17 protein-coding genes are annotated in these 25676 nt (G+C 43.4%); 11 read left to right on the top strand and 6 right to left on the bottom strand.

Going from position 1 to position 25676, the window contains the following annotated elements:
• Positions 1-413: 413 nt before the first annotated feature.
• Both RDO37_RS07150 and dacB read right to left on the bottom strand, forming a co-directional pair.
• On the bottom strand, positions 414-1628 hold the full coding sequence (locus RDO37_RS07150; protein ID WP_303073662.1) for a pyridoxal phosphate-dependent aminotransferase: 1215 nt from the start codon (positions 1626-1628) through the stop codon (positions 414-416).
• Positions 1629-2104: 476 nt separating this feature from the next.
• Positions 2105-3607, bottom strand: coding sequence for a D-alanyl-D-alanine carboxypeptidase/D-alanyl-D-alanine-endopeptidase (gene dacB / locus RDO37_RS07155; RefSeq protein WP_052338855.1), 1503 nt, complete (start codon positions 3605-3607; stop codon positions 2105-2107).
• Between the two features lie 834 nt (positions 3608-4441).
• Between dacB and fabV the strand changes: the two genes are divergently transcribed.
• The 4 genes from fabV (at position 4442) to RDO37_RS07175 (ending at position 10921) form a co-directional block, all read left to right on the top strand.
• On the top strand, positions 4442-5641 hold the full coding sequence (gene fabV / locus RDO37_RS07160) for an enoyl-ACP reductase FabV (RefSeq protein ID WP_027939088.1): 1200 nt from the start codon (positions 4442-4444) through the stop codon (positions 5639-5641).
• Positions 5642-5971: 330 nt separating this feature from the next.
• Positions 5972-7063 carry a type I restriction endonuclease gene (locus RDO37_RS07165; protein WP_308498596.1) on the top strand — a complete coding sequence of 364 codons (1092 nt, stop codon included), beginning with the start codon at positions 5972-5974 and terminating at the stop codon, positions 7061-7063.
• A 170-nt stretch (positions 7064-7233) separates the two neighbouring features.
• On the top strand, positions 7234-8091 hold the full coding sequence (gene folD, locus RDO37_RS07170) for a bifunctional methylenetetrahydrofolate dehydrogenase/methenyltetrahydrofolate cyclohydrolase FolD (protein WP_027939087.1): 858 nt from the start codon (positions 7234-7236) through the stop codon (positions 8089-8091).
• A 457-nt stretch (positions 8092-8548) separates the two neighbouring features.
• The gene (locus tag RDO37_RS07175; RefSeq protein WP_308498597.1) at positions 8549-10921 is read left to right on the top strand and encodes a hypothetical protein; all 2373 of its coding nucleotides are present in this window, start codon (positions 8549-8551) and stop codon (positions 10919-10921) included.
• 660 nt (positions 10922-11581) lie between these two features.
• Here the strand turns inward: RDO37_RS07175 and RDO37_RS07180 are convergent.
• The 4 genes from RDO37_RS07180 to aroQ all read right to left on the bottom strand — a co-directional run bounded on the left by RDO37_RS07180 (position 11582) and on the right by aroQ (position 15469).
• On the bottom strand, positions 11582-12124 hold the full coding sequence (locus RDO37_RS07180) for a hypothetical protein (RefSeq protein ID WP_308498598.1): 543 nt from the start codon (positions 12122-12124) through the stop codon (positions 11582-11584).
• A gap of 115 nt (positions 12125-12239) precedes the next feature.
• Complete coding sequence (accC, locus tag RDO37_RS07185; RefSeq protein WP_027939084.1) at positions 12240-13604, bottom strand: acetyl-CoA carboxylase biotin carboxylase subunit; 1365 nt, start codon at positions 13602-13604, stop codon at positions 12240-12242.
• Positions 13605-13845: 241 nt separating this feature from the next.
• Entirely contained in the window at positions 13846-14331 is a 486-nt protein-coding gene (gene accB, locus RDO37_RS07190) for an acetyl-CoA carboxylase biotin carboxyl carrier protein (RefSeq protein ID WP_027939083.1), read from the bottom strand.
• Positions 14332-15016: 685 nt separating this feature from the next.
• Positions 15017-15469, bottom strand: coding sequence for a type II 3-dehydroquinate dehydratase (gene aroQ, locus RDO37_RS07195; RefSeq protein WP_281709467.1), 453 nt, complete (start codon positions 15467-15469; stop codon positions 15017-15019).
• Positions 15470-17131: 1662 nt separating this feature from the next.
• Here aroQ and glyA point away from each other — a divergent pair.
• The 7 genes from glyA to RDO37_RS10855 form a co-directional block, all read left to right on the top strand.
• Complete coding sequence (gene glyA, locus RDO37_RS07200; RefSeq protein ID WP_308498601.1) at positions 17132-18388, top strand: serine hydroxymethyltransferase; 1257 nt, start codon at positions 17132-17134, stop codon at positions 18386-18388.
• A 331-nt stretch (positions 18389-18719) separates the two neighbouring features.
• Positions 18720-20456 carry a bifunctional diaminohydroxyphosphoribosylaminopyrimidine deaminase/5-amino-6-(5-phosphoribosylamino)uracil reductase RibD gene (gene ribD, locus RDO37_RS07205; RefSeq protein WP_308498599.1) on the top strand — a complete coding sequence of 579 codons (1737 nt, stop codon included), beginning with the start codon at positions 18720-18722 and terminating at the stop codon, positions 20454-20456.
• 318 nt (positions 20457-20774) lie between these two features.
• Positions 20775-21443 carry a riboflavin synthase gene (locus RDO37_RS07210; protein WP_027939079.1) on the top strand — a complete coding sequence of 223 codons (669 nt, stop codon included), beginning with the start codon at positions 20775-20777 and terminating at the stop codon, positions 21441-21443.
• A 362-nt stretch (positions 21444-21805) separates the two neighbouring features.
• Positions 21806-22282: a 6,7-dimethyl-8-ribityllumazine synthase gene (ribE, locus tag RDO37_RS07215; protein WP_027939078.1), complete on the top strand. Its 477-nt coding sequence runs from the start codon at positions 21806-21808 to the stop codon at positions 22280-22282.
• Positions 22283-22604: 322 nt separating this feature from the next.
• Positions 22605-23063, top strand: a complete 459-nt coding sequence (gene nusB, locus RDO37_RS07220; protein ID WP_308498602.1) for a transcription antitermination factor NusB — start codon at positions 22605-22607, stop codon at positions 23061-23063.
• Between the two features lie 609 nt (positions 23064-23672).
• A complete protein-coding gene (thiL, locus tag RDO37_RS07225; RefSeq protein ID WP_308498600.1) occupies positions 23673-24791 on the top strand; it encodes a thiamine-phosphate kinase in 1119 nt (372 codons plus the stop codon).
• 716 nt (positions 24792-25507) lie between these two features.
• Positions 25508-25676: MerR family DNA-binding transcriptional regulator (locus RDO37_RS10855; protein WP_374045308.1), on the top strand; the 169-nt coding region annotated here is incomplete at its 3' end.

A 25676-nucleotide genomic window follows, 5' to 3' on the forward strand; every position in this document is an offset into this window, starting at 1 on the left:
CAGAACGTTACCATTACATACTTAAAATACATACTATTCGAGCATCCTGTTTTCATATTGAATGCGATTAATAGGCTGTTTCTTAATTACTTAGGCAACTCCCCAATGTCAGCTGTAGTGCTTCGTTGATGAAGATAGCAATGTCTTGACTATCTGATGTGTATGCCTCGGCATCAAAGTAAGATAGATTCTGATCTTCCATAGTTAAAGAGGGCCTCTTTGAAGTTCACTTAGCGTTTTCTAAGCGTTTTCTAGATTGTTTTGTAGGACGTTTAGTATAACCCTCATAGATACAAATCAACAAAAAAAGGGCGTGCATTTGCATGTACCCCCTCATTTTTTTCTCAAAGCTTATCTTTTTGTAATTAAGCTTACACAAGTGTCATTACGCTATATGACAAGTTTGATTAACATTACTGATGGTAATGCTTTAAGAAGTGCTCTAAACGATTGCAAGCATCATCAATTACATCAATTTCAGGTAAGAAGACTACTCTAAAGTGATCTGGGTTAATCCAGTTAAAGCCAGTGCCTTGTACCACTAAGAGCTTTTCTTGACGTAAAAGGTCAAGGCAGAACTTTTGATCGTCCTTGATGTTAAAGCGTTTGGTGTCAATCTTAGGGAACATGTATAAAGCACCATGAGGCTTTTTAACGCTAATACCAGGGATGGCACTTAAGCGCTCGTACATGGCCTCACGTTGACGGTGGAGTCGACCACCAGGCACGATTAACTCATTGATACTTTGATAGCCGCCTAAGGATGTTTGTATGGCATGTTGTAAAGGCACGTTAGCGCATAGACGCATCGCCATCATCATACGAATGCCTTCAATATAGCCACGCATCTTAGCCTTTGGTCCAGTGATAATCATCCAGCCTTGGCGGAAACCACAGGCGCGGTAGGTCTTAGATAGGCCATTGTAGGTAACGATAGGCACATCGTCACATAAGGTGCAAACACTACGGTGAGCATAGTCATCGTAGAGAATCTTGTCGTAAATCTCGTCTGAGAAAATCATCAGCTCGTGCTCACGGCATAGCTGAATTAAATCTAAGAGGAATTCAGTGCTATAAACAGCGCCAGTTGGATTATTTGGATTGATGATGACGATACCGCGAGTACGTGGGGTAATCTTGCGACGAATATCGTCTAAATCAGGGAACCAGTTAGCCTCTTCGTCACATAAGTAGTGCACGGCTTGACCACCTGCTAAAGTAACTGCAGCTGTCCATAATGGATAGTCAGGAGCAGGTACTAAAATCTCATCGCCATTGTTTAAAAGAGCGTTCATCGACATGGTGATGAGCTCAGAGACACCATTGCCAATGTAAACATCGTCTACATCAGCGTACTTCAGACCCTTTTGCTGATAGTACTGTGCGATCGCTTTACGCGCAGAGAAGATACCGTTAGATTCGCAGTAACCCTGAGAGTTAGGAATGTTTCTAACTACATCACGAACAACTTCTTCAGGAGCCTCAAAGCCAAAGGTCGCAAGATTACCAATATTCAGTTTAAGAATACGGGTGCCTTCTTCTTCCATGCGACAGGCTTCTTGATGGATACGTCCTCGGATGTCATAACAGACATGATCGAGCTTATGAGATTTTTCAATCGGCTTCATAGCGCGTAAGAACAGTCTTAGACTTTCTTAGAGAACAAGTTAACCGGATACATTAAAAGCTAGCTTATGCTTCGAGTAATTAGTACTTACTAATCGTCTTATGATCGAGTATGAACCTGAGGTCTAAAGATGTTTAAGACAGCTCAGTCTCCAAATACAGGATGTTAAAACACAAAACTGTCCAAGTCTCTTTGTATCGGTGCGCAATTCCTTGTATTACGCTGCCCATAACGTCGCCGGCCATCACTTTCAGACCAGCTGAGCGCCTCATAGCATTACTTTGCCATGGCAAATTAACTTGTAAGTTTCAGTCCTTGTAACGATTGTAGCACCGAATAAACACAGTGGCGCTTTGAACTGAAAGTAAGAATAATCCCTCCAAAATGGAACGGCCCCAATCTTATTAAGATCAGGGCCGTTGCATTATCTTTAGTCTATGATAAGGCTCAATAGCTTATGAAGCTATAGAGCTTTATTTAGCGGAAGTCTTTGCCAATCACACGCTCGTGGTAAATGTTCTCCATAACGTAACGCTCATAGCCATAGTGAGGAGATGGGGCACGACGATTACGTACATTGTCACGGGTGCGCTCAGAGTAGGTAATTGAGTTAGTGAACATCACAAATGGCACACGGTTACCTGAGGCTGTGATGATAAAGCCTGCTAAGTTGGATACATTTTGTAAAGTACCAGTCTTAGCAATGACATGCTCCTTTAAAGGCTCAGCAAAGGTAGAGGCACGCCATTGTAAGGTGCCTGATTTGCCTGAAACAGGAAGCAGCTCAATAATGCCTAAGGTTTCGTTGTTTTGATTGATATAGTCTAAGATCTCCAGCATCTTGTCTGGTGACATTAAGTTATGTGGGGATAAACCTGAGCCATCGACGATATAGGAATTGCCAAGGTCAATATGAGCCTTTTGGTTAAGGATTGAACGCATGGCGCGATTAGCACGGTTGTAAGTTGCTGGCAGGTCAAAGTACTCAGCAGCTACATTCTTAGCAATAGCATCGGCATAAAGGTTGTTAGACTTTTGTAACATGTACTGCACCAGCTCTTTAAGCTTTGGAGAGCTACGGTGGGCAATGGTTACAGTGTCAGACTCAGGAGTGCGAGAGATCTCAATGCCCCCACTGACCTTGATGCCAAGACGATTCATGATCTTCTCAGTCCAATCAATGCCCCAACGCTCGGCATCGTAGATGGCTAAAGATAAAGGCCATGGACGATTGTTCTTTAAAGAGGCTGGAACACAACCAGTTAAGTGGTACTTGTTATCGATAAAGAGGTTGGCCTCAAGCACGCAGTCACCACCGTAGTCATTTGGGGCTACTGCAGTAACGCTGGACTTAATCTCAATTGGAATACCAGCTGGGATTAAAGGAGAGGCGTGGGTGCCAGGACCTTCTGAGGTCAGCTGAGCAAAGGTGCAGTTGCGATTTAAGATGATTGGAGCTGATGGGGCGGTAAAGCAAGATGGTAAGTCATCCCATGACCAACCATTAGCACGGCTTTGGCCACTAAAACGGCTCACATCTAAAATTACGCGGCCATTGATAGCGCGTACACCGTGATTTTTTAAAACTGATAGCAGGCTTTGGTAGTGGTCAACACGTAAGGTTGGGTCACCTGAGAACTTAACAATGACATCAGAGTTTAAAGTACCAGAGCCATCAATATGGAGCTTATTGTTGGCAGCTACCACATTGTTGCGCACAGCTAAATTGGTCTTAATTTCATAATCAGGACCAAGATAGATCATGGCAGCAAGTGCAGTTACTACCTTTTGAGTAGAAGCTGGGTGGAAGAATAAGTGATTGTTCTTTCCATAGACCTTGTTGCTGTTAGGTAGCTTGTAAGCGATGCCTACTTGAGAACCTGGCAAAGGCTCGCTATCTGCAGTGATAGCTGAGGCTGTTAGAGGAGTACATAAGGCGATGCCTGAGAGCAGGCAGGATAAAAGTACTTTGCGCAACATACACGGTCTCTTAATAAAAGCGCTAAATCTCACTAGTCTTACCACAAGACAAGATAGGGCCTAAAAGCTTAGCTTCCATACACGTTCAGTGCATTTAAGCCTATCTTGCTTTACGTTATCTCAAGCTACTCACTAAATTTTAAAGTAAGTGTCCACACACGAGATGACGGTACTACCCTAAGTGCAAGCCATCTTAGGCAGTACTATGATACAAATCATTTATTATAAGGCTTAAGCGCCTTATTGCCACTGACGAAAGCGCATAAGTAGCATGGCAAGAGTGCTCATTTTTCGCGCTTTTATGCCTGTGAGCATAAAAGGCATACTTGATTGGCTTAAATAGGCTATTTTTAAATAAGAGTGGTTAATTTCAAACTTCAGCAATTTTTATGAGCTAGAGCCCTTTTGAGTCCTAAATAGTGCGCTGATCCATAGGCGTATATGTTATAGCCTCTGACATGTATTGAATGAGCGGGCGCTTGGATATAGCTTGCAAATTAAGGACAGACAAAGCAGTTTGCATTAGTCGCCTCCTTTTGTCGTTGGCTCATGTGCTCAAAAATAGGCGCTTTGATCATAAGCTAGCATGACATATAATATTGTGATTTGGTTCAGCTGCTACCTTGCCAAAGTCTCTTTGCAGAGCTCAAGGCAGGCACTCAACTGAATCTACAGTCGCTGCATTCTCAGGCATGTGACTAAGTATTCTAAATCAAGGTAAGAACCTTGATTGAGTCTAAAGGTTAATGCCTACACAGCAAGGAATTTAGGTCGATCCTGCTTAGGAGACTGTGAAGCTGTTGGGCAGCGATAAGTTTGTCATTGAGGTTATTTATGGTAATTGAGCCTAAAGTTCGTGGTTTTATCTGTGTTACAACTCATCCAACTGGCTGTGAGGCTAACGTTAAGAGCCAAATCGACTATGTAAAGTCACAGCCTGCAGTTGCTGATGGTCCTAAGAAGGTTCTGGTAATTGGTGCTTCTACTGGTTACGGCTTAGCATCACGTATCTCAGCTGCATTTGGTTCAGGTGCCGCCACTTTAGGTGTGTTCTTTGAGAAGCCAGGTACTGAAAAGCGTCCTGGTAGTGCTGGCTGGTACAACACAGCTGCTTTCACCAAGTTTGCAACCGAAGCTGGCTTATATGCTCGCAACGTTAATGCTGACGCTTTCTCTGATGAGTGCCGTGAGCAGGTTATCAAGATGATCAAGGAAGACTTAGGTCAGGTAGACTTGGTTGTTTACTCTCTTGCATCTCCTGTTCGTAAGGTTCCATCAACTGGTGAAGTAGTTCGTTCATGCTTAAAGCCAATCGGTAAGCCATATGTATCTACTGCTATTGATACCAACAAGGACACCATCATCGAGGCTACTGTAGAGCCAGCTACCGATGAGGAAGTACAGAACACCGTTACCGTTATGGGTGGTCAGGACTGGGAGCTGTGGATGAATGCACTTAAGGGTGCAGGCGTTCTTGCCGAAGGCTGCAAGACTGTTGCCTACAGCTACATCGGTACTGAGATCACTTGGCCAATCTATTGGCACGGTGCTTTAGGTAAGGCTAAGGAAGATTTAGATCGTGCTGCTTTAGCAATCCGTGAGAGCTTGCAGGACGTTAAGGGCGACGCACGTGTTGCAGTACTTAAGTCTGTAGTAACACAAGCTTCTTCTGCTATTCCTGTAATGCCTTTATACATCGCTTTATGCTTCCGTGTAATGCGTGAGCAGGGCATCCACGAGAGCGTAATCGAGCACATCTACCGTATGTTTGCTACCTCTTTATACGGTGTTAAGGCTCCTGAGATCGACGCTGCTGGTCGTGTACGTATGGATAGCTGGGAGCTTCGTGATAGCGTTCAGCTCAAGTGCAAGGACTTATGGGCTAAGGTTACTACCGAGAACCTCAAAGAGATCACCGATTACGAAGAGTACAAGCACGAGTTCCTGCAGCTCTTTGGCTTCGAGGTTGACGGCGTAGATTATAGCGCTGATGTAAACCCAGTTGCTGATTTTGACTGCGTACAGCTCGTCTAAAAGCAATTTATTGACTCATTAAGAGTTAATTACAAGACAAAGGGTCTGCGTTTTTACACAGGCCCTTTGTCGTTTTTGGGGCATGTAGGTGGGATCAGCCCTTAGTCGTTTCTTTAACTTGACGCAAAAATAAAGATATTGTTTATAAACAATTTTCCTTGAGTCAATGCTGATAAATTCTTATATCTGTTATTATAAAAATACGACATAGATATAAAACTGTGTTCAGTTAGACAGCAAGGAATGCTTTTTAGTTTTCTTCTGCCTTGAAGAAAGCATCTGATATTGGGTTAGCTATACAGCACTACAATAGTCAAATAAGGAGTTTCTATGGAACTTTTGGACGAGATCCAGTCGCTTGGCAAGCGTGTTAGAGAATATGGTCCAAACATCAAAAGCGAAGAGGCAACTAAGAACACTCTTATCATGCCTTTCATCAAGATGTTAGGCTATGACCCTTTCAATCTAAACGAGGTTGTTCCTGAGTACAGTGCACCTGTTGGTGAGTACAAAGATGCTCGTGTTGACTATGCAATCATGTCAGAAGGTAAGCCTATTATCATTATCGAATGTAAGACATTCGGTGATGAGCTGAACAGCAAAAAGTGCAGTCAGTTACTTACCTACTTTAATGGCTGTGATGCACGTGTAGCAGTGCTTACTGACGGCAATCGTTATCTTTTCTTCTCTGATCTTGAAGAGCCAAATAAGATGGACAGCAAGCCATACATGGAGCTTGTTGTTGAGAAGCCTGATACCTCACTCATTCCAGAGCTCAAAAAGCTAACTAAAGGAAAGTTCAATCTTGAGGATGCGATCTCTTCAGCTAGTCAACTCAAATACACTCGAGAGTTCAAACGTATTATGGCTGAGCAGCTTGAGTCGCCCCATGAGGATTTCTTAAGATTCTTCCTTAAACAGTGCTACGAGGGTGTTATTACATCTAACGTTAAGGAAAGATTCACACCTGTTCTCAAAGAGGCACTGGCCTTATTCATTAAAGATCGTGTGAATGAAAGACTTACTAGTGCATTTGATGATGTGAATCGTGAAGAGCAGCCACCAGTTGAGCCACAAGTTACAAAACAAGAAGAAGTTGCAGAGGATGATTCTGAAGACGGAATTGTCACAACTGAGGATGAAAAGGCTGCCTACTATATCATCAAATCAATTCTGCATAATTTAGCCAAGCCTGAAGATGTCATTCTCAATGACTTCAAGACATGCTGTAACATTTGTTACGCTCGTAAGTCACAAATCTTTGTTCGTCTTTACTTTAATAAGGAACCATATAAAGTGGCTGTGCTTAATACTGGTCCTGATGGTAAGAAAAACCAAGATGCTGTACAGATCGATTCTGTGGATGATATCTTTAAGTTTGCTGACCGTATCAAGGCAGCAGTTCAGGAATATCAGAACTAATTAGCTGAAGTGAAGAAAGATTTTATTTAATCTTTTTATGGGGTCTGCGTTTTTACACAGGCCCTTTGTCGTTTTTGGGGCATAGCATTATCTTGCGAGTAAAAAGGCAATGTAATTACCGTATAATATCGTTTTAGCCATATACCTTATTTAGGCAAACGAGGAAAGAAATGTCAGCTCAGATCATTGATGGTAAGGCAGTTGCAAAGAACTTACGTGCACAGCTTAAAGAAGAAGTAAACGCTCAGGTTGCTCAAGGACTAAGAGCTCCTGGTCTGGCTGTGATTTTAGTAGGTGCCGATCCAGCTTCTGAGGTTTATGTTCGTAACAAGCGTAGAGCTTGTGAAGAGGTGGGTATTAAGTCTTTTTCTTATGACTTACCTGCTACTACAACTCAAGAAGAGCTCGAGAAGCTCATTGATGAGTGCAATGCTAACAATGAAATCGACGGTATCTTAGTACAGTTCCCTCTGCCAGAGGGTCTTGATGAGCGTCGTATCATTGAGAAGATCGCATCAGATAAGGATGTCGACGGCTTCCACCCATACAATGTAGGTCGTTTAGCTCAGCGTATTCCTGTATTACGTGCCTGCACTCCAAAGGGTGTTATGACTCTCTTAAAGAGCATCAATGCTGACTTACTTGGTATCAATGCGGTAATCGTAGGTGCTTCCAACTTAGTTGGTCGTCCTATGGCTTTAGAGCTGTTATTAGAAGGCGCTACTGTTACAGTAACTCATCGCTTCACTAAGAATCTTGAGTCCTTTGTACGTACAGCAGATCTCTTAATCGTAGCCTGTGGCAAGCCAAACTTAGTTCCAGGTGAGTGGGTTAAGGATGGCGCTATCGTTATTGATGTGGGTATCAATCGTCTTGAGGATGGCTCACTGTGTGGTGACGTTGGTTATGAAGAGGCAGCTAAGCATGCTTCATTCATCACCCCTGTTCCTGGTGGTGTAGGTCCAATGACTGTTGCCACCTTAATGGAAAACACTGTACAGGCATACAAAAACCACATCGCTAAGTAATTAGCTATTGATTCTTGAGCTAAAGAATCAAGCTTTGGTTTGCAAAAATACACTCTGTGTTTCCAACTAATAAGTTGTTGTTTGCAAATTTTCACCTGCTAGTGATTTTGTATTAAGTTCATATAAACTATCGGGTGTATAGCATCTAAACATCAAAGATGTTCATGGCTATTGTTAAGTCTGTATAGGCTTAACATTTGCCGTATGTAATGGCTAATGGTGTGTATATCATTAGCCTTAGCCAAGGTTGCTTTTACCTTGGCAAACACCATGGTTGTACCTGGTGAGTTAAATAGGCCTATGAGGCCTGAGTTTGTTTACTTTGCCTTAAAGAGTTTCATCTCCTAAGATTTGGACAGCGTCCAAACAAGCAAAGTTAAGTCTGCCATGATGCAGATAAGCCAAATATATGTAATTATCCTGCTTTGGCAATCTAGCTTCCGCTACAGGTTATTTGATGATCTTATTGTTTATGAGTGTATGGGCAATTGTTATTGCCCTGAATGAGGTGCTTTTCGCAGCACAGCCGTTCACGCTTACTAGCGTGGCTGCTGCTATGCCGTCTACACTGATATTCTCTGTAATTCTCTCAGCTGCGGTTTACCTCGCTAAACGCAAGATCATTGATGCTGTAGAAAAGGGACGCCCAATTGATAAGAAGTTCGTAGCTGAACTTACGCCTCAAGTTGGCCATGAGCTCAATAGCATGCGCCGTAAGATTGAGGCTATGGATAAGAAGCAGGGTAAGGGACGCATGCGTCCAAACGGTCGTAAAAGTCGTAACTTCCCATCCGAAAGCGAGCTTGCAGAGTCGAATAAACAGATGCTCAAGTCTAATCGTGAGACTTATGAGCGCCTGTACAAAAATGCTGAAGCAGACGTACGCAAGCAGCAATTAAAAGATGAAAAAGCTCGCGCCAAGGCCAATGCTAAGGCACAGAAGCTTGCGTCTAAAGAGGCTAAAGCTGCTCAAAAACAGGCTGAAAAAGAGGCTCGAGCCAAGGCTGCATTGCACGATGGTGCTGATGCGGTTCGTAAGAAGGGCTGGTTTGGTTCAGTTAAAAGTGAGTCAGTAGGTGATCCTAATGACTTCTTAAAAGAAGCCCATGCGCAAATGCTTGAGCAGCAACAGAGTCGAACCGAAGAAGCACTGCGTCGTCATAAAGAACAGACACAATCTGCCAGCGCACAATCTCATCCAGATATTAAAGATCTCAAAGAGAAGATTGCTCGCGATAAAGAGATGCAAAAAGAGCGTCGTGAGGCTCAGATTGCCGCTTTAGGTGAGGTTTCAAAAGAAGAACAAGCTATTGCAGCCTCACAGGCAAAAGAACAGGCAGAAAAGGCTGCTAAAGAAGCAGCACTCAAGCGTGAACAGCAAGAAGTTGCTATGAGAAAGCAGGCTGAAGAAATTGCCAAAGCCAGATCAGCAGCTGAACAGAAGAGTATTGCGTTAAAGAAGGCACGTGAAGAGGCTATTGCACGTGCTAAGGCTCGTTCAGAGAGTATTGCCAAGGCTGCGATGCAGCGTCAAGCTGAAGAGCAAGCTAAACAGGCAGCTCAAGCGAAACAAGCTGCACAAGCTCGTGCCCAAGCTCAAAAAGCAGCTCAAGAGGCTCAAGCATCACGCAATATCTCCTCTCAAGTTCAACAGGGGCATGCTTCTGAAGATTTAGCTAATATCTATCAGTCAGAGGCCTCAGTAAGACAGCCAAAGCAAAAGGTAGTTACCCCAGTACAGTTTGGGGGAGGATCTGCCAATACTCAAGGTAATGGCATGGCAATGCAAGCATCTTCTAGCAATGAAGGTCTTGCATATCTGATGAATGAAGCCAAGAACGCCAGTGCTGACTCTGTTTCAATGGGCAATGCTGCAAGGTCTAGACAGGATAATGTGCAGCAAGGCAATAAGCATCGTGTCGATACTTCTGCTTTAAGAGGTCCAATTAGTCCAAAGGCAGGTGCAGGTCTCGATACCTCAGCTTTAAAGAAAGCAACCTTACCGTCCTCTCGCCGAGCAGCAGAAAGTGGCTTTTCTGGTAAGTTCTTGAATAGCTCAGGTACTAGAAGCAATGCTCCAATGCAGGGCCGTTCAATGCAGATGAGTTCATCAAGGCCAACTGCAGCACAGGCCGGTGCTGCTATGAGAGCAACGCTGCAGAACGATACTTCTTTACAAAGAGGTAAGGTAAATACTCAGGAGTTTACTAACTATCAGGCTAATGCTCGTGATAGAGCTTTAGCACGTGCTCAGGCTCCAAAGTCACAAGCACCTATGCCAAGTTCTCCAAATAGAGCTACAAGCGCACCACGTGCTGAGAGTCCTGCAGTCAATAAGGCTAGTGCTCAATTAGCTGCAGGGGCAAAGAGAAGTGGCCCTATTGGTATTGGCACTGCCATGGCTCCATCAATGGATAGTGGTCTTGGCTCAGGCGTACAGAACATTGGTTCAGAGGCAGCCGTTGCTCGCAGAGTGGTAAGCACCTCTAATACTGTGCAAACAGGCCCTGCACAGGATAAGATGCCAAAGGTTGCTCCTTCAGATCCACTTGGTGGCATTCAGACTGCTCCAAAGATGCGTTCAAGCAGCAATGTATCAGCGCAGCAACGCGACAATCTCTTTAAGCAAGAGGTTAAGTTTGTTGATGGTGGTATTGATGCTAGTGGCTCAAACTTAACTGGAACTGACCGTATCCACGCTCAGGCTAATGCAGCTACATATCAGCAAATGCAAAAGAGCGCCCCTCATGCTGAGGCAAGTGCCGAGCATGCCTCCAAGCGCAAGCGTGTACGTCCATCCGATAAGCTTCGTGCCGACGAGTCCGTCTAATACAAAAAAAGCCTAGTACCTCCACGTGTTGTACTAGGCTCTTAACGGCATGTGCTGTACTAGGCTCTTCACGCCACATCCTCTCACTTCTTTTCAGTCTACAAGCCAACGATACTAGGCTAACCCATATAGATTGATTCCTATGCCCTTTTATCTGCGGCAGCGCTCTATCTGTTGTGTAGCTACTTGCAGTCAGTCGTGCTGATTTGAATTGATTTGCACAGTACAAAGCCATTCAGGCCTAAGGATGAGTCGATAACAAATACTCTTAAGTGCTCTGTATGCATTCTTATGTGTAGCTCATCAAGACTGCAGCAACATGGAAAGCCATAGCATAGAGTTTTGTCTAATAGTCCTTGGTAGTTAGCAAAGAAATCTTCTACGCTTATTTCATCAATGCCAAAAAGTATGTTGTCCTGAGATACATGCTCAAAGTTATGGGCTAATAGTCCATCAAAAGTAAGTAGTATTTGGTTCCCATTAGCGTTTTGAGTTTTCAGCTTTAGAGTGTGTTCTTGGAAGTCTACGGCATAACTTAAGATGAAATTATCATGCACCTTAGATAATGCTGCTATTAGGTCACTCATTACAATTCCTCGTCAATAAGGTTTCTCTAAGCTTCTGCTATGGGCTATCTACTAAATCAAGAACTTATTTTGCTTATGCAAGCTCTATATCAACAAACTGAATTAGCTTACCTGACTCATTCACGTAGAATAGAGCTACGTAGTCGATACCATCACGTTTGAGCTGCTCCCACGATATAAGATCGCCGTTGACTAGTTCGACCTTATCGTCCTCATCTACATCGAAATATTCCTTTTCGTCCTCATAGTCAATACTATAGCCCAACTCAATCACTAGCTTAGAAGCAGGTATATCGAGGCGGGTAAGTTTTCGTTTGGACATTTGTGTTGCATCAAAAGACTCACACACCATGCTGTTATAGCCATGTTTGCCTTCGTCGAAAACAACAAATTCCTCATCAGAACTGCTGTCTTTAGCTACGATTAGCAACGGAGCAGTATCAGTAGCTCCAATATATGGCTGACTTTCACCTTTTACTTGAAACATATCGCCATAGTAGTAGACCTCAAGTAGGTCATTACCACTTGATGAACACAAGGTGACAGTAGGCAAACGTTTGTGTTCATAGCGCTTAATATGACCTTCAAGCCATGTTGGGTATATTTCTTCAGCCATAGGTATTCTCACTAAATTGTTTGCAAGTAGAGTTTTTAATTTTTAAGTTACTGGCTAAAACAAAAAAAGCGCCGGAACGGCGCTTTTCTTGGATGATTGAAATCTTAAGCTAAGACTACTTCTTTGCGTTAGCAGCGTCAGCTTCGAGCTTCTCTTCGAGATAGTGGATGGATACGCCACCCTTCATCTCGTTCTCATCATTGAGTAACTCTTTGTGTAGTGGGATGTTGGTACGAATACCGTCGATAACCATCTCATCAAGAGCCTCACGGGCACGAGCCATTGCAAGCTCACGGGTGTCATCGTGAACGATGAGCTTACCTACGAGTGAATCGTAGTGAGGTGGTACGGTATAGTTCTCATAAATGTGAGAATCCCAACGTACGCCTGGACCACCTGGGATGTGCAGACGCTTAATGAGGCCTGGGCATGGCATGAAGGTTCTTGGGTCTTCAGCATTGATACGGCACTCAAAAGCGTGGCCACGCAGCTTGATATCCTTTTGGCTGAAAGATAAGTTCTCGCCAGCACAAACAGAAATCATCTCTCGAACTAAGTCGATACCGGTGATCATTTCAGTGATAGGGTGTTCTACCTGAATACGGGTGTTAACTTCAATAAAGAAGAACTGGCCGTTTTCATATAAGAACTCGAAAGTACCAGCACCGCGATAGCCAATATCGATACATGCCTTAACGCATGACATACCGATGGTCTCACGTTCCTTTTGAGTAATGAAAGGAGCTGGAGCCTCTTCTAAAACCTTCTGATTGCGGCGCTGCATGGAGCAGTCACGCTCGCCTAAGTAGCAAGCATTACCACGACCGTCAGAGATTACCTGGAACTCGATGTGACGTGGGTTCTCAAGGAACTTCTCCATGTAAACGGCAGGGTTGTTGAAGAACATGTCGGCCTCACGACGAGTCAGGCTGATGGATTCTTCAAGTTCTTCTTCCTTGCGTACTACACGCATACCGCGACCGCCACCGCCACCTGCGGCTTTAATGATGATTGGGTAACCAATCTTAGCGGCGATCTTCTTGTTCTCTTCCATGTCATCGCCTAAAGCTCCTTCTGAGCCTGGAACGCATGGAACACCAGCCTTTTGCATTGCTCTCTTTGCTGATACCTTGTCACCTAACAGGCGAATGGTGTCAGCGCTAGGGCCGATGAAAATAAAGCCTGACTTTTCAACCATTTCGGCAAAGTCGGCATTCTCAGATAAGAAACCGTATCCTGGGTGAATTGCAGAAGCGCCAGTGGCTTCAGCAGCTGCAATGATGGTAGGGATATTTAAATAAGAATCCTTAGCTGCAGCAGGACCGATACAAATAGTTTCATCTGCAAGCTTGACGTGCATCAGATCGCGGTCAGCGCTTGAGTGCACTGCAACAGTCTTGAGGCCAAGCTGACGGCATGCACGTAAAACACGTAAAGCAATTTCGCCACGGTTGGCAATGAGCACCTTTTCAATTTGCATTCTGTTAATGTCCCGGTTGTGAACTCTTTCCTGCCTATTAAGCTATCAATTACTAGCCACGTAAGTATCAGCAAACAAACTGATAACTTATGTTTACAAACGTCCGATAGTCTTGGTACTTGATAGTGTTGTCGTAAGACTTGTGCTTATTTGACAGGCTTAGCTTGCTCAAGTGTTTTCTATAAGCTAAGGGAAATACTCCCCTTAGCTTCGAGCAAGTTAATCAGGATGATGTTGAGTCTTATTCAAACTCGAAAATTGGCTGGTCGAACTCAACGGTGGAGCCGTTGTCAACCAGGATCTTCTTGATAACGCCGGAGCGGTCAGCAGGGATCTGGTTGATCATCTTCATGGCTTCAACGATGCACAGAGTCTGGCCTTCCTTAACGGTGTCACCAACCTCAACAAATGGCTCGGAGGTAGGGGATGCAGCACGGTAGAAAGTACCGACCATGGTAGAACGCATGACCTTGGAATCATCGACAGCAGCAGGTGCGGCTACGGCTGCAGGGGCAGCAGCTGGAGCTGGAGCGGCGGCAGGAGCAGCTGCAACAGCTGGGGCGGCAGCAACAGGTGCAGGAGCAGCAACTACGGTTTGTACGGCAGGTGCAACCACAGTAGACTGGCGAGAAATGCGGAGCTCTTCCTCACCTTGCTTTAAATTGATTTCTGCAACATCGGAGTTGGATACCAGATCAATCAATTTAGCGATCTTGTGAATGTCAATTTGCATGTAGATTCCCAATTTAAACGCGCAGTGAACTGCAACTAACCTAAAGACCAAATTAAATCATTAAGGCTCTTCTTTTAGTGAAGCTACGTAAGCGACACTGATATTTAAAGAAGGTGCAGAACTGCTGTGAAAAACAGTTGATGCAACTTAGCCACATGTAAAGCACGATTAGATGTGCAATTAAAATTAAGTGGCTGAGCATAAAAAAGTTCAGTTTTTAAACTAGAGCTGCTTTTTTCATGCATGTAGCTAAAGCACCTTGTTTAAGGGCACTTTTAACTACTTGTTTGGTGCAAAAACTTAAAAACTAGCGATGCATTACAGCGCAACAGCAACCTGATGCGTACAACGTAAAGCGCAATATTCATACAACAGCTTAGTACTTAAGCAGATACTGTGAATATCTGAAGATACGATGCTGTTTTGTACTCACTAAGCTATTTAACACAAACAAGCTTGGTGCTTAATGAGTAGCTAATCAAAAGCGATTATTCTATGACCTGTAGACTAAGGGTAAAGTTCCCAAAGCTTTTAGTGCTTTTGATGATGGATTGTAAAAATGTGATTTAAGCTCAAAGTAAGCTTGCACTAATCTCATCATCAAAGCTCATATCGGTCGTAAAGTAGCATCTCTTTGAGATCCTACGTAGTCCATCTCGTAACGAGATGCAAAGCTGCTTTAGCTTTTTGATGCCTCTAGTAGGTGATAAGCCTGTTCTAGGGCATATGAGTAACCGTTTAAACCAAAGCCTACAATCACGCCAACAGCTTTGGCTGATAAGTAGGAGTGGTGTCTAAACTCTTCACGCGCATGCACATTAGAGATATGAATCTCAATGAACGGCGTATCTACCGAACTTAGTGCATCTAACAGAGCTACAGATGTATGAGTGTAGGCTCCAGCGTTAATTAAGATAAAGTCTACTTTACCGTAGGCTTGTTGAATCCTATCAACTAAGGCACCTTCGCTATTAGATTGAAAGTCCTCAAGCTCAATGCCAAGCTCACAAGCTTGCTTACGCAGCTTACTAATAAGATCCTCAAGGGTCTCTTTACCGTAAACCTTAGGCTCACGGATGCCCAAGAAGTTTAGATTTGGCCCGTTGATAACCAATACTTTGTATTTGCTCAAAGTACGTCTCCAACAAACAAAATTTTTACAATTTTACCAAAAACTGCACATGTATTTCACTGTTTAAAACTTTTTAAGCGTTTTTAAGTCGAATTCAGCGTGCAGCTTTTGCTACTAAAACCAGTCAGATATAACACTAGAGTGCTGTGGCATTGACCTTACAATCGATAAGTAAAATTACTGTATCCATAAGGATCATTGTTTACTATCAGCGTATCTTGAGATGATGCTGATAGGTGAAAAGCCATTTTAAGCACCTAAAACAAAAGCATTGGAGCACATAACTAAAGTTAGAGCTGCATTTGTAGGCTTATGGCACCTAAAGATCACAAGGCTTAAAACATAGTTAAGAGTCTTGATTAAAGCCGTTGTTGAGCCTGTTTGTAGTACTTACTCGTAGTAAGTTGTACGTGACAATATCTATCCTGGATTAGTTAAATACAGTGTTTATGCTTGTAGACACTATGTTACAAATTTTCAGTGCCAGAGAGCATAATTGTCTATTTGACCTAATGAGAGGGCAAAAGTGCACATTCTCGTAAAAGACTTGTGAACAAGTGCACAAATAAAGCTAAAAGCGTCAAATCTGTAAAAAATCACTTGATTTGTTACTCTTTTTCACCTTTTTAGTCAAAAAGTAGGCAACTTAGCTCACTTTTAGATGCAAAGAGGGGCACTACTCTAAGCCCTCTTTTAAATTATGTACAACTAAAAGTGTAAAAAGTGTATGTAAATTTATTTCATGGACGTATTGCTTGTGTTCCTAAGCTTTTATACAAGCAATGCTCTTCAAACATACTTAGCAATGCTTCTTGCCATGACGAAGTTTCGACTAAAACTTTATGCCTGAGATTAGAGGCATACGCATAAGGTGTATACACTGCTTTGGTTTAGGAATGTCCATAGCCATAGAATGAAAGTCTATGGTCTAAAGCGCTTCATGGTGATCTTGATATTATCTAGAGTGATCCTGTCTTAGAGAAGTTTCTGCATTTTGCTGATAATAGTTGAATTAGCTGAAAAATCTTTGTGCTGAATATTGGGGCATTTTCAGCATGTTGAGGACTTATAAAGGTTTGTTGAGGATGTTAAAAGTGAAGTTGTAATTTTTTAGCTCCATGACAATGAGATCTGCTTATCATTTGGCATCTTTGTGTTAAAATTTGCGTCGTTCCGTTCGTCAGGTCATCTGAAGCCCAGTCAGCGCAGCAGATGTATCACAGTCGAACATCTCCCTGTCATTAACTTAGGGTTTTTCGCCGAACCCATTCTCATCCAATATTCACCCTTGATGCATTAGCTTGTATAAAGCGCCATTAATTGGTGAATGTAGCGGTATTTCTCAAAAAAAATGGCTACTCTTTGAGTAGCGATAACTGTTAAACGATACCTTTTTGCATGGCATAGTTGTTTACTTCATGCAATGGTGAATGGTTTGGGCAAAGAGTCCTAAAGATGTTTTAGTGACCTTTATTAAAGACAATCGCACGATTGTCTTGCACTTGTTGGTTATTGTGATGCTTTTGCATCGCAGTTTGGCGCGACTGAGGATGTGGCGAAGTTTACTAGCTGCATTTGAAAGTTGCCTGACGCTTTATCAGGAGAAGTCCTCGTTGCAGTGTTGTGTACATGGCGCTGTAGCGGACAGTAATCACGCATATGATGATCAATAATTCCAAGTCTATCGCCCAATACGATCCAGAACTTTTTGCTGCAATGGAAGCAGAAGATCGTCGTCAGGAAGATCATATTGAGCTTATCGCTTCTGAGAACTACGCTAGCCGTTGCGTAATGGAAGCTCAGGGTTCTCAAATGACCAACAAGTATGCTGAGGGTTACCCTGGCAAACGTTACTATGGTGGTTGTGAGTACGTAGACGTTATTGAGAGCTTAGCAATCGAGCGTGCTTGCAAGCTGTTCAAGTGCGAATACGCAAACGTACAGCCACACGCTGGTTCTCAGGCTAACTGTGCAGCCTACATGGCTCTGTGCAATCCAGGTGACACTATCTTAGGTTTATCCTTAGCCTCCGGCGGTCACTTAACCCACGGTGCATCTGTAAGCTTCTCTGGTAAGGTTTACAACTCTGTTCAGTACGAAGTAAACGAGTTAGGTGAGCTTGACTACGAGAACATCCGTAAGATGGCTCTTGAGTGCAAGCCAAAGGTTGTAGTTGCTGGCTTCTCTGCTTACTCAGGCATCGTTGATTGGAAGAAGATGCGTGAAATCGCTGACGAAGTTGGCGCATATCTGCTCGTAGATATGGCTCACGTAGCTGGCTTAGTAGCTGCTGGCGTATACCCATCTCCAATCGACCACGCCCACGTAGTTACCACCACCACTCACAAGACTTTAGGTGGCCCACGTTCTGGTCTTATCTTATCTAACTGCCACGACGAGAACATCTACAAGCGTCTGAACTCTGCCATCTTCCCAGGCTCACAGGGTGGTCCTTTAATGCACGTTATCGCTGCTAAGGCTGTTGTATTCAAGGAGGCTATGGAGCCTTGGTTCGTTGAGTACCAAAAGCAGGTAGTTGCTAACGCTAAGGCAATGTGCGAAGTTGTTATGCAGCGTGGTTACAAGGTTGTATCCGGCGGCACTCAGAACCACTTATTCTTATTAGACTTCATCGGTCTTGAGATGACTGGTAAGGATGCTGAGGCAGCTTTAGGCGCAGCTAACATCACCGTAAACAAGAACTCAGTTCCTGGTGATCCACGTAGCCCATTTGTTACTTCAGGTCTGCGTATCGGTACTCCAGCTTGCACCCGTCGTGGTTTCAAGGAGGCTGAGGTTCGCGAGTTAGCTAACATCATGTGTGATGTTTTAGATAACTACAAGGATGAGAGCGTAATTGAGGCTGCTCGTGCTAAGGTTCAGGCCTTATGCGCTAAGTTCCCTGTATACGCCGACTAATTTAAATTACGATCTTTGTAAGCAACAACTGCCATTAGCCATGTTTTATGGCTTTTGATAAGTAACAGATGCACCAAGGGTGCAAGTTTATGTAGACTTTTTTGTAGTTGTTTAACACTATTGGCATTTGTGTAGCATACTTTCTTTTAGGTTGTGTAAAATCACACACACTAAGATTTAATGCTGCAAATGCAAGATCGCTAAACCTAAAGAAGCTTTAGGTTCAATATGAGCTGCATCTGAAGGCAACATGCTTAAAGATGTGGCTCTTTGTTTTTATGGGTACTAAAAATACCTGGGTGTGTGGCAAATCGGCTTTGGAGTTTACGCTATGGGTAAGCAAAAGCATAGTGATGAGTATTACTTAGAAATGGCTTTAGCTGAAGCGCAAAAGGGGCGCTTCACTACCTCGCCAAATCCTGCTGTAGGCTGTGTCATTGTTCGTGATAGTAAGATCCTAGGTATGGGTTATCACCACTGTGCAGGTCAGCCACATGCTGAGATTATGGCACTAAGAGCAGCCGACTATCAGGTCAATAACGCTACTGCATATGTGACTTTAGAGCCTTGCTCACATTATGGCCGCACTCCACCTTGTGCTAAGGCACTAATTGATGCTGGTATCTCACGTGTGGTGATTGGCTCAACTGATCCAAACCCTAAGGTCTCAGGTCGTGGCATTAAGATGCTTGAAGAGTCTGGTATTGAGGTCAAGATTGCATCAGGCAAGATCGCTAAAAAGTGCGTTAAGCTCAATCGCGCCTTCTTTAAGTCCATTAAGAGTGGTAGACCATTTACTATCTTAAAGTACGGCATGTCTTTAGATGGTAAGGTAGCTTTATCCACTGGTGAGTCTAAGTGGATTACCAATAATGCCTGTCGTTCGGATGTACAGCGTTTAAGATTATGGTCAGATGCCCTCATTACCTCGCACAAGACTATTACTTCAGACAATCCAAAGCTCAATGTGCGTCTTGAGGATGTACCAATTAAGCTCTTAACTGGTTTGGATACTACTTTAATTACCCAGCCAATCAAGGTAATTATCGATAGCCATGCCCAGCTTTTGCCAAATTACTCTTTAAAAGATTTAGACAAATACGCCATCTTTACCTCTGGTGAGAACTACATAGTCGTAGGCACTAACGATTCCTTTGACGATCCAAATGCTGCTCCAAAACGTACTAGCAAAGTAAAGAAAGCTGCACAGACCTCAGCTGAAGCTGACGCTACAACAGATTGTATGTGTTGCGCCGCAGTAGATGGTACTGAATCAAAGGCAAGTGCCGCCACTAAGTCACGAAAAGCCAAGGGAACTTCATCATCTAAGAGCGCTGATGCCAAGGCCGCCGCTTCAAAAACAACTGCAGATAAGAGTACTGCCACCAAGAGTACTGCCACAAAGGCAGCTGCCGCCAAGAGCAGTGGTACAAAGGCCTCTGCTACTAAGAGAACTGCTGCAAAGTCATCTGCTACTAAGAGCACTGCAGCAAAGGCTACTGCAGATAAAGCTAGCAAGTCTCGAAAAGCAGCCACTACAAAGAAGGCTGATCGTAAGCGCGTGGAGGTGAGTGCTTCAATCGAGCCAAAGGCAAAGACCACAAAATCTGCCTTAGCAGCGAAAAATAAGGTTGCTAGCCAGGAGATGTGCGTCAGCTGGCATATCAATCAAGATAAGGTCATTGCTCGAGGCGCTAACTTTGTTGTCGAGCAATGGTCTGAGCGTGTCAAGATTCTCGTAGTCCCATTTGCCTTGGGTACTGATGGTAAAGAGCATGCTTCACTTAACGCTGTCATGGACTTTTTAGGCTCTAAGGATATTCGTGTGGCAATGGTTGAGGCTGGTTCTAATTTAGGCTCTTCTTTCCTAGAGCAAGATTTAGTCGATGAGTGCTATTGCTATATCGCCCCAATGCTCTTAGGTCAGAATGCTAAGAGTGCCTTTGCGATCGCAGAGCCAAAGCGTCTTGCTCATGCTATGAAGTTTGATAAGTGTAAGGTACGTACTTTTGGTGACAACATTGGTTTAGTACTCACTAAAAAGCGCAGCTCCAAGAAGAAAGCCTAACTTTTCCAAAAAGAAAGCCTAACTATTCCAAAAAGAAAGCCTAACTTTGAATAGTGAGGTTCACGAGACTAAGTAGTTATGTGGTTGCACCTCGTGTAACTGAGCTTAATTGTTTGTATGTTGTTATCGCGCGGTTGAAGGCTTATGAGTCTTTGGCAGCGCGATTTTTGTATGGTATTAACAAGACATTCATGGCTTACCCCTTAGCTTGTTGTGTTGTGGTAAGCTAAGCAAACTTTAGAGCAATTAACAGCAAATGAATGTGCTTTAGCTTAATTTTTGCTCTTATGTGCTGCAGAACTTAGCAAGGGTTTGATCATGTTTACAGGAATTGTAGAGAGCAAAGGCGTTATTCAGACTATCGAGCAAAACGGTAAAGGTGCGCATATTGTGGTACGCACTAAGCCTGAGTTTTTAAAAGACAGAGTACGCTTGGGTGATTCCATTGCTACTAATGGCGTATGCTTAACTGCAACTGCTCTGCATGAGGATGCCTATGAGGCCGACTTATCCTTTGAAAGCGTGGACTTAACCTGCTTTAAGTATTACACCGTAGGTACTGAGGTGAATTTAGAGCTTGCATGTACTCCACATACTCGTCTTGGTGGTCACATCATGCAAGGTCACGTTGATGGTGTAGGTACTGTGCTGCAAAACTATCGCGTGGATGAGGCCCTGACTATTTGGATTCAGGCACCTGAGCACCTTAAGCGTTATATTGCTATGAAGGGATCAATTGCGGTTGATGGTGTGTCCCTTACCGTAAATGAAGTGCGTGATACTGATTTTCGCTTAACCTTAATTCCGCATACCGTAAGCGAAATTGCTACTAGCTTTAGACCAGGATCAAAGGTCAATCTTGAGGTTGATGTGCTTGCTCGTTACTTAGAGCGTCTCATGAGTGCTAATGCTCAAGATGAAAAAGCAGATGGTCAGAAAAAAGAGGGTTTAACTTTAGAAACCCTGCAGCAAAACGGCTTTTTCTAACAGTTAGTCAAAGCATGCCTTTTCTAAAAGTAAGTAACAGCGTACTTTGCATAAGCGCAACTGCTTGCGCTTATCGCTGTGTATATCACGATGTGTTTTGTGCCGTCTTTTGACATTGGTCAGAGAGGCTCTTTAGAAATCGTGCTATACTTTTAAAGTTAAAAATGGCGGATGTGTGCGCTTTGATCCGTCGTTTTAGATGACTAAAGATGCCATGATGTGCTCTTTAGCCATAATTAAGAGCGCCAGATTTCTAGCAGCATTGCTGCACAACATGTTTTGAAAAACTCTAGGAATTTGATATTTAACAGGTTTGTTTAGGTTTTTTCTGTTATCTCCTAGAGTCTACCGGAGTCCGTTTAATGGCCGTTAAGTTCATTGAAGGCGTTAAGCCTTGCTCTGATGCTAAAGTAGGCATCGTAGTTTCACGTTTCAACAGCTTCATCTGTGAGCCTTTACTTGCAGGTGCTATTGATACTCTGCACCGCGACGGTCTTATCGAGGATGACAACATCACTGTAGTACGCGTACCAGGTGCTGTTGAGATTCCTTTAGCTCTCGAGGCTATGGCTAAGAGCGGTAAGTATGACGCTCTCATCGCATTAGGCTGCGTAATCCGTGGCTCAACTTACCACTTTGAAATCGTTGCCAATGAGTGTGCTAAGGGCATTACTCAGGTTACCCTGTCTAATCAGACCATCGTATCTAACGGTGTTCTGACCACCAACACCATTGATGAGGCTGTTCAGCGTGCTGGTTCTAAGGCTGGCAACAAGGGCTCCGAGGCCGCTGCTGCAGCTTTAGAAATGATCAACGTAATGCGTCAGCTCAAGAACTAATTTATTAGTCTCAAGCTCGTATTACTCTTGCGCTTTGCAAGCTAAGAGATGGCGGTGTTTTCCTTGAAAAATACTCCATCTTTAGTGCCGTCATGCTCATGAATATTATGAGCGGTGCGATTGTCTATTTAGGCACACTATCATGTGCTTAAGTTTGCTTTGCTCTTAAGCTTGTGCAGGACGATGAGTCTGAGCACATCGTCACAAAGAAGTAATTCTGCGATCTAATGCAGGTTGGTCGCCTCATATGATTTACAGCCGCTGAGGCTGCAAGATGAGGATTAGATATCCTGCTAACGAAATAATCTTATTAGAGGTTTATATGGATCAAACAGAGGGTTCAGCTACCCCGGCCATGCGTCACAAGGCACGTCATTTTGCCTTGCAGGCTATTTATCAGTGGCAATTGACTGGCATGCCTGGTCACACCATTGAAGAGCAGTTCCTCGAAGATCAGCCAGTTCAGGGTGCTGATCTTGAATATATGCACGATCTGATTCAGGGTGTTATCGCTAATTGCGATTTCCTCGATAGTGTATTTGAGCCTTACCTGTCTCGACCACTCAAGGAGTTAGATCAGGTAGACAAGGCCATTTTACGCCTTGGTACTTTCGAGCTTAACTACCGTCAGGATGTGCCATTCAAGGTTGTCATCAATGAGTCCATCATGCTGGCAAAGTCATTTGCAGAGCAGGACAGTCATAAGTTTGTAAACGGCGTACTCGACAAAGTGGTTAAGGCCATTCGTCAGTCACCAAACAAGCAAAACGGCGAAAACTAATAACTATTGATAAGGCAACATAAGCTTATGTATGCCTTGTTAAGACAGTTAAGTTCAGACCTGCTTGCAGGTCTGAATTAATAGCCCATCTAAATACTTCAAAACGTTAAGCTTAGCTTAACCGTGCACACTAGAGTAAGCATCCCATCAACTTATCCATCATCTCATCAAGCCTCAAGCCTCAAGCCTCAAGCCCCAAGCCTCAAGCCTCTAGCTACACATCTCCCCATCAATCTAGCGGTCGATACCCCAGCATTTGCCTGTCTGCAACTAGCAGTTTCAACTCTATGTAGCTTTGTTTATGGCAGCGCTATATTGCTCTTATATAATTCTTCTCATTACTGACCTTGTCTTATTTGGCATAATGCATGAGCTAATGTGCTGTAGTTGAGTTTAGATCGCCATGGTGCTGCATATGCGTCTATTTATGGTGCTGCATATGCGTTTATACCGCCATGGTGCTGCATATGCGTCTATTTATGGTGCTGCATATGCGTTTATACCGCCATGGTGTTGCAAATGCGTCTAGACCAAAGCTGCGCAATGGCTGGAGCGAGTCTTTTGGGACTTGTTGTTAGTGCAATATGATGCGATTGAGTGGGGGAAATGATGGCCATTGATGAGTTCGACTTTATCCATAAGTATTTTGCTAATCTAAATGCTGCCTTTGACGGTCAAGCCCGTAAAAATGGCTTAGATGTTGGCATTGGCGATGATGCTGCCTTGATAAAGTTTGATGGAACTTACGCCGTTACCACCGACTCTCTCATTGAGGGCGTTCACTTTTTTAGTGGCTTCAATCCATTCTTACTCGGATCTCGTGCGCTTGAGGTTAACTTCTCTGATGTCTATGCCATGGGATCGCAGCCTCAGTTCATTACTTTAGCGCTAGAAGTACCAGAGCGTTACATCGGTCTTGATGAGTTTTGGTCTCCATTTTCTAAAGGCATCGAGGATGCGCTTAAGCGCCACAAGTGCGCACTCATTGGCGGCAATATCACTAAATACGCCACTAAAGATGCTCCTTTATCCATGAACATCACAGCTTTTGGTAAGCAAGTTGATCCTAACGCTCGCCTCTTGCGTTCAGGTGCTAAGGTTGGCGATCTCATCTTATGTACCGGCTCAATTGGCGGAAATGGCATCTACGTTGAGGCAGGCTATAACGGAAAGCTAAAGCTGTTAGATAAAGATGTCTTGGCATCCTTTGAACAAGCCTCTTATGGCTATGATGAGCGCATGCATCGCTTTGTTGAGATCTTAGTTAAATACTGCAAGTGTGCTGTTGATGTATCCGATGGCTTACTTGGCGATCTTAGCCACATCCTCAAACACTCTAATTGTGCAGCCAAGATTAACTGCCACAAGCTGCCATTAGTAAAGCTAGATAAATCGATTAAAGATACCTTGGGTCTTGATGATGCCAAGATCTTACGCCATGGTCTTAGCAGTGGCGGAGACTACAACTTGCTCTTTACTCTAAGATCTGAGCACGAAGAAGCTTTCTTTAATGAGCTTAATGCAGATGCCGAGCTTAAAGGCTTTTTAGTTAGCGTCATTGGAAAGATTGAGGCAAAGGACACTGTGCTCAACAGCTCTGATACCAATACCCCATCTGCACAAAACTTACTTAGTACCGACAGCAGCCTCATTAGGCTTATCGATGATGCTGGTAATGATTTTTCTATTGATCTTTCTGCAAGCTCTTACAACCACTTCACAAGCTAATTTTCACAAGTATTTATCTACTCGGCCATCAATAAAGAGGTATAGGTCTTAAGCGCCTTTGGCTATGCAGTGTGAGCCTCATTGTGGCAACGCCAACTTGCGCTAATGAGTTTAAGTAACATGGACTAAGACATTTGCGCTTGTGTGCTTTTTTTTCTTAAGTAAAATTTTACTTAATAGAAATTAAGTAAAAAGCGTTGTTAAGTAAAATTAACAAGCATCTGCAGTGAAATACCGCATAAATGTTGGCTTTGTCCAAGATGAAATTTACTTAATGTATATCAGGATCTTCTGGTATAAGTCTCGGAACACACTTTTGAATATGAGCTAAATGCCATATCAATTTGGTATGTCTCCAAGATCAGTTATCAGTGAACTGGTAATCTTAACCTTAGCTTGATTAGGTAACCGTGTTCACATTAAGTAAATTCATTCTTCTATAAAGCGCTTATATAAGCCGGTAGTATCTCCATGTGGGGCGCGATTTTACTTAAGATCAGTTTTTACTTAATTTTTGTTTATCTTTTGCACACAAAGCGGCGTCTGTGGCATTATTAGCATGCTTTTGCTGTTGTCAGTACAAATCTGAGCTAGTCACAGTCAAATCAGATTTTATGTGACTAAGCTTTAGCTAATACAACAGTGATAAGCTACTGACAACAAGAGCAATTAACAGTTTTGAAAAATATAGAAAAATGTGTTAATATACATTTATTATGAGCACATATAAGATTGGACAATTTGCTAAATTGGTACGCCGTACCCCAGCTACGATCCGACGTTGGGAGGCTGAAGGTAAAATAGCTAGTAAACGCCTGCCTTCTGGACATAGGTATTTTGATGATTCAGACTTGCGCGCAGTGATGGGCGTTAAAGCTGAGCATA

The organism is uncultured Anaerobiospirillum sp., assembly GCF_902485895.1.
GTDB classification, from domain to species: Bacteria; Pseudomonadota; Gammaproteobacteria; order Enterobacterales; family Succinivibrionaceae; genus Anaerobiospirillum; species Anaerobiospirillum succiniciproducens.

Bases quoted from the DNA above. Each gene is read 5' to 3' on its own strand.
- RDO37_RS07165 (WP_308498596.1), top strand. From the start codon at position 5,972: ATGGAACTTTTGGACGAGATCCAGTCGCTTGGCAAGCGTGTTAGAGAA.
- RDO37_RS07150 (WP_303073662.1), bottom strand. From the start codon at position 1,628: ATGAAGCCGATTGAAAAATCTCATAAGCTCGATCATGTCTGTTATGAC.
- accC (WP_027939084.1), bottom strand. From the start codon at position 13,604: ATGCAAATTGAAAAGGTGCTCATTGCCAACCGTGGCGAAATTGCTTTA.
- ribE (WP_027939078.1), top strand. From the start codon at position 21,806: ATGGCCGTTAAGTTCATTGAAGGCGTTAAGCCTTGCTCTGATGCTAAA.
- dacB (WP_052338855.1), bottom strand. From the start codon at position 3,607: ATGTTGCGCAAAGTACTTTTATCCTGCCTGCTCTCAGGCATCGCCTTA.
- RDO37_RS07180 (WP_308498598.1), bottom strand. From the start codon at position 12,124: ATGGCTGAAGAAATATACCCAACATGGCTTGAAGGTCATATTAAGCGC.
- thiL (WP_308498600.1), top strand. From the start codon at position 23,673: ATGGCCATTGATGAGTTCGACTTTATCCATAAGTATTTTGCTAATCTA.
- fabV (WP_027939088.1), top strand. From the start codon at position 4,442: ATGGTAATTGAGCCTAAAGTTCGTGGTTTTATCTGTGTTACAACTCAT.
- ribD (WP_308498599.1), top strand. From the start codon at position 18,720: ATGGGTAAGCAAAAGCATAGTGATGAGTATTACTTAGAAATGGCTTTA.
- RDO37_RS07175 (WP_308498597.1), top strand. From the start codon at position 8,549: ATGATCTTATTGTTTATGAGTGTATGGGCAATTGTTATTGCCCTGAAT.
- RDO37_RS07210 (WP_027939079.1), top strand. From the start codon at position 20,775: ATGTTTACAGGAATTGTAGAGAGCAAAGGCGTTATTCAGACTATCGAG.
- folD (WP_027939087.1), top strand. From the start codon at position 7,234: ATGTCAGCTCAGATCATTGATGGTAAGGCAGTTGCAAAGAACTTACGT.
- glyA (WP_308498601.1), top strand. From the start codon at position 17,132: ATGATCAATAATTCCAAGTCTATCGCCCAATACGATCCAGAACTTTTT.
- nusB (WP_308498602.1), top strand. From the start codon at position 22,605: ATGGATCAAACAGAGGGTTCAGCTACCCCGGCCATGCGTCACAAGGCA.